The 3,119-nt window shown below is 59.8% G+C and carries 7 protein-coding genes; all 7 read left to right on the top strand.

The window, feature by feature from the left end; all coding sequences use genetic code 11:
- Positions 1-1,058: major capsid protein (locus ACH2EH_RS21165; RefSeq protein ID WP_395144847.1), on the top strand; the 1,058-nt coding region annotated here is incomplete at its 5' end.
- Between the two features lie 9 nt (positions 1,059-1,067).
- The gene (locus tag ACH2EH_RS21160; RefSeq protein WP_395144845.1) at positions 1,068-1,292 is read left to right on the top strand and encodes a hypothetical protein; all 225 of its coding nucleotides are present in this window, start codon (positions 1,068-1,070) and stop codon (positions 1,290-1,292) included.
- A 3-nt stretch (positions 1,293-1,295) separates the two neighbouring features.
- Entirely contained in the window at positions 1,296-1,754 is a 459-nt protein-coding gene (locus tag ACH2EH_RS21155) for a hypothetical protein (protein ID WP_395144843.1), read from the top strand.
- Between the two features lie 14 nt (positions 1,755-1,768).
- Entirely contained in the window at positions 1,769-2,047 is a 279-nt protein-coding gene (locus ACH2EH_RS21150; RefSeq protein WP_395144841.1) for a hypothetical protein, read from the top strand.
- Positions 2,044-2,544, top strand: a complete 501-nt coding sequence (locus tag ACH2EH_RS21145; protein ID WP_395144839.1) for a hypothetical protein — start codon at positions 2,044-2,046, stop codon at positions 2,542-2,544. Before ACH2EH_RS21150 ends, ACH2EH_RS21145 begins: the two co-directional genes overlap by 4 nt.
- Positions 2,541-2,711, top strand: coding sequence for a hypothetical protein (locus ACH2EH_RS21140; RefSeq protein ID WP_395144837.1), 171 nt, complete (start codon positions 2,541-2,543; stop codon positions 2,709-2,711). Before ACH2EH_RS21145 ends, ACH2EH_RS21140 begins: the two co-directional genes overlap by 4 nt.
- A 4-nt stretch (positions 2,712-2,715) precedes the next feature.
- A complete protein-coding gene (locus ACH2EH_RS21135) occupies positions 2,716-3,090 on the top strand; it encodes a DUF6527 family protein (RefSeq protein ID WP_395144835.1) in 375 nt (124 codons plus the stop codon).
- Positions 3,091-3,119 lie beyond the last annotated feature (29 nt).

Below are 3,119 nucleotides of genomic sequence, written 5' to 3'. Positions count from 1 at the left end.
CATCGTGCGGACGGGAATTTAAGGAGAAAGCTATGCCCGGACTCGATATTTATAGCAATCCCGGATTTGGGATGCAAAACCTCACCAAGGCTGTCAATGAGATGCCCTTTGTGCCAGGGCAGGTCGCCAAGATGGGGATTTTTGAGCCTGTCCCCTCGACCACGACCATGATCACGGTGGAGAACTACAAGGGCACACTCGCTCTTGTCCCCAACACCCCCCGTGGTGGCTCTGGCAACTACAGCAAGCGCGACACTCGCTACGTGCGCACGTTTCAGGCGCTCCACTTGCCCATCTCGGATCGCATCTACGCGGACGAGATCCAGAACATCCGCGCCTTTGGTTCCATGACCGACCTTCAAATCGGAATGAACGAGATCGAAAAGCGCATGAAGCGCCTGCGTGGCTCGGTTGAGACCACGGTGGAGTACAACCGGATCAACGCCATCAAGGGCACGATCCTAGACTCTAACGGGGCCACGGTGATCTCCAACCTCTTCACGGAGTTTGGCATCACGCAGACTTCGGTTGACTTTGTGCTAGGAACAGCGGGCACGGAGATTCTGCTGAAGTGTACTGCGGTTCGCGACGCCATTCAGGTAGAGCTGGGGGCCGTTGGCACAGACGATGTCGAAGTGGTCTGCCTCTGTGGCGGCACCTTCTTTGATCGCCTCGTGACGCATGCCACGGTTAAGGACGCCTACAAGTACTACCAGGAGCGCGGGCAGAACATGAACCCGATGCGCGAGGATCTTCGCTACAAGGGCTTCAAGTTCGGGGGCATCACGTTCATCAAGTACCGTGGCTCGGTGTCTGGCGTGAGCTTCGTTGCGGCGTCTGAGGCACACTTCTTCCCGGTCAACGTCCCAGACATCTTTGTCCAGGCACTTGCCCCGGCGGACTACGTGGAGACGGCCAACACGCCCGGTCTGCCCATGTACGCCAAGCAAGCAATGGATCCGATGTTCCAGAAGTTCGTGGAGGTTGAGGTTCAGTCCAACCCCTTCGCGTTCTGCACTCGCCCGGGGGTGCTCGTCAAGGGCACCACGAGCAACTAGGAGATGGCTGTGAAATACGATCGAAACGCCCTTCTGGAGAAGATCCAGGGGGGCGAGCTAGTAGAAGTCGAAGGACGAACTGCACATGACGAAGCGGGGCTAGACTTTGCTCTTGCTGCCGCTGGTGTCGTACCGGGTGAGCCGTCTGCACCCTTAGTGCCTGAGGAGGCGATTGTGCCTGAGGTGCCTGAGGAACCACCCTTGGACGACGTTCCCAAGGGTAAGGGTAAGTAAGCCATGTCCGCCACGTCTATTGGACTCAAGGCGATCCTGCTTGCGGAAGTGCGGGCCGCTGGAGACACCCGAACGCGGCAGAGCACCGATGCGATTCTCGCGGAGGTCTTTGACACGATCTGGGATACCTACTCGGATGCGGGCCTCAGAAACCCGCAGCTCCAGTACCTCTACGCCAAGCGGCAGGTGATTGAGTTCTGGAAGTCCGGGACGTGGCGGGATGTGGATTTTGACGACGACGTGAGTGAGTCACTCGGGCAGATGAGCCGAAACCTTGACCTGATGGACAAGGCGGCGGCTCAGAAGCTCGACGACCTCGAACGAGCGCTGAATCTTGTGGGCGGGCCGCGTGTCGGCGTGATGACCACCACAGCCACCCATGCGGCCCTCACCGGGCAAAACGACCCCAACCACCCCGGCTATCGCGGCGATCCTCGGTATCGCGGTGGGCGGACACGCTAGGAGCCTTTGTCTTTATGACACACGACGACAATACCGCCAAAATCATAGATGCTATTGGGCGTCTTGAGACACGAAACGAACAGCGCTTCGTCGAAATCGAAAAGCAGACAAGCTCCGTTCGTGAAGCCATTGCCCGGCTGGAGGTGCATGTGGGCAACATCAAGGAGAACCGCCAGGGCGATACCTCACGCCAGACGGAGGATCGGGGGGGTGCTCGTCAGTGGCTCGCGATCTTGTTCTCGTGCCTGATCGGGGTAGCCTCGATTTTCCTAAGCATGGAGCGACATAAATGAACCAGATTCTTCCTTTCTTGCCCTATATTCTCTCGGCGGTAATCCCACCGATTGCGGCGATCCTTAACGACCCCGCGCCGCGCCGTCGTTGGCTCCGGGTGCTGGTCGTGGTGGTACTTACGCTCGCCTCTGCTGCGCTCAACCTGGCGCAAAGCGGCGAGCCGTTCACCGTGATTGCCTTTGTGAAAACGACTGCTGCAATCGGAGGTGGCTCACAACTCGTCCACCGGCTCTTTGGTCACGCGCTCGGCAAAGTTGAGGCAGCCACCGGGCCGGGCCTCGGCGCTCTGGTAGACGGCCTACTGCGCTTCCGTGTGCCCAAAGCGGAGAGCGGCATGGTTGGCGCTGTGGACGGGCTGGGCAAGTTTACGGCGGCAAAGACCCGGCTCGATGCATACCTCGCGGCGGGTGCGATCACTAAAGAGCAGTACGACGGGGCTTTCTCGCTGGCCCAGCAGGAGCTTGTCGCGGGAACGGGAAACGGAGGTGGAGCGTGAGCTGGCTATCAGATCGTCTCGGTGTCAACATCAAGCTCTCTCGGATCGTGCCGGGTGTGGACGCGATGGTGATCCGCAAGGCGCTTGAGGCGCTGAAGCTCGACGGCGCGACTCTCCGGGCTGTGGCCAGCGTTGCAAGAGCGATGGCTGCGGAGAAGGACGAGTAAGGCCATGAGAATCCTGAGCTATTCGCCCACCGAATGGGTGGTGATTGATCCGCGATACCCCGCCACCAGCCCGACGGCGATACGCACCGTGCAGCACGTTCCCAAGTCAACCAGCAAGGCTCGCTGGGAGTGGAACGGCGACGTGGACTTCCCGACCATCACGCCCTCGGTGAACGAGTCATGGGGGCCAATACCGGAAAGCTACCGTCAGTCAGGGGAGCCTGAGACCGGGCGTAACCACTACATCATCACGGCGGGCAGAATCCAGTACTGCGGCGACTGTACCCACAGCTTCGCCGGGCAAACGCAGGAACTGCCCTGCTTCACCGAGGCCGAGGTTCGCTTCTACCTAGATCGCGTGAAGGAGCAGAATCTGTGAGCACCCCGCCCAAGAAACAGCGCCTTGCT

It is taken from the genome of Armatimonas sp. (assembly GCF_043760365.1).
Classification (GTDB): Bacteria; Armatimonadota; Armatimonadia; order Armatimonadales; family Armatimonadaceae; genus Armatimonas.
This window is presented reverse-complemented; position numbering and strand designations above follow the sequence as displayed.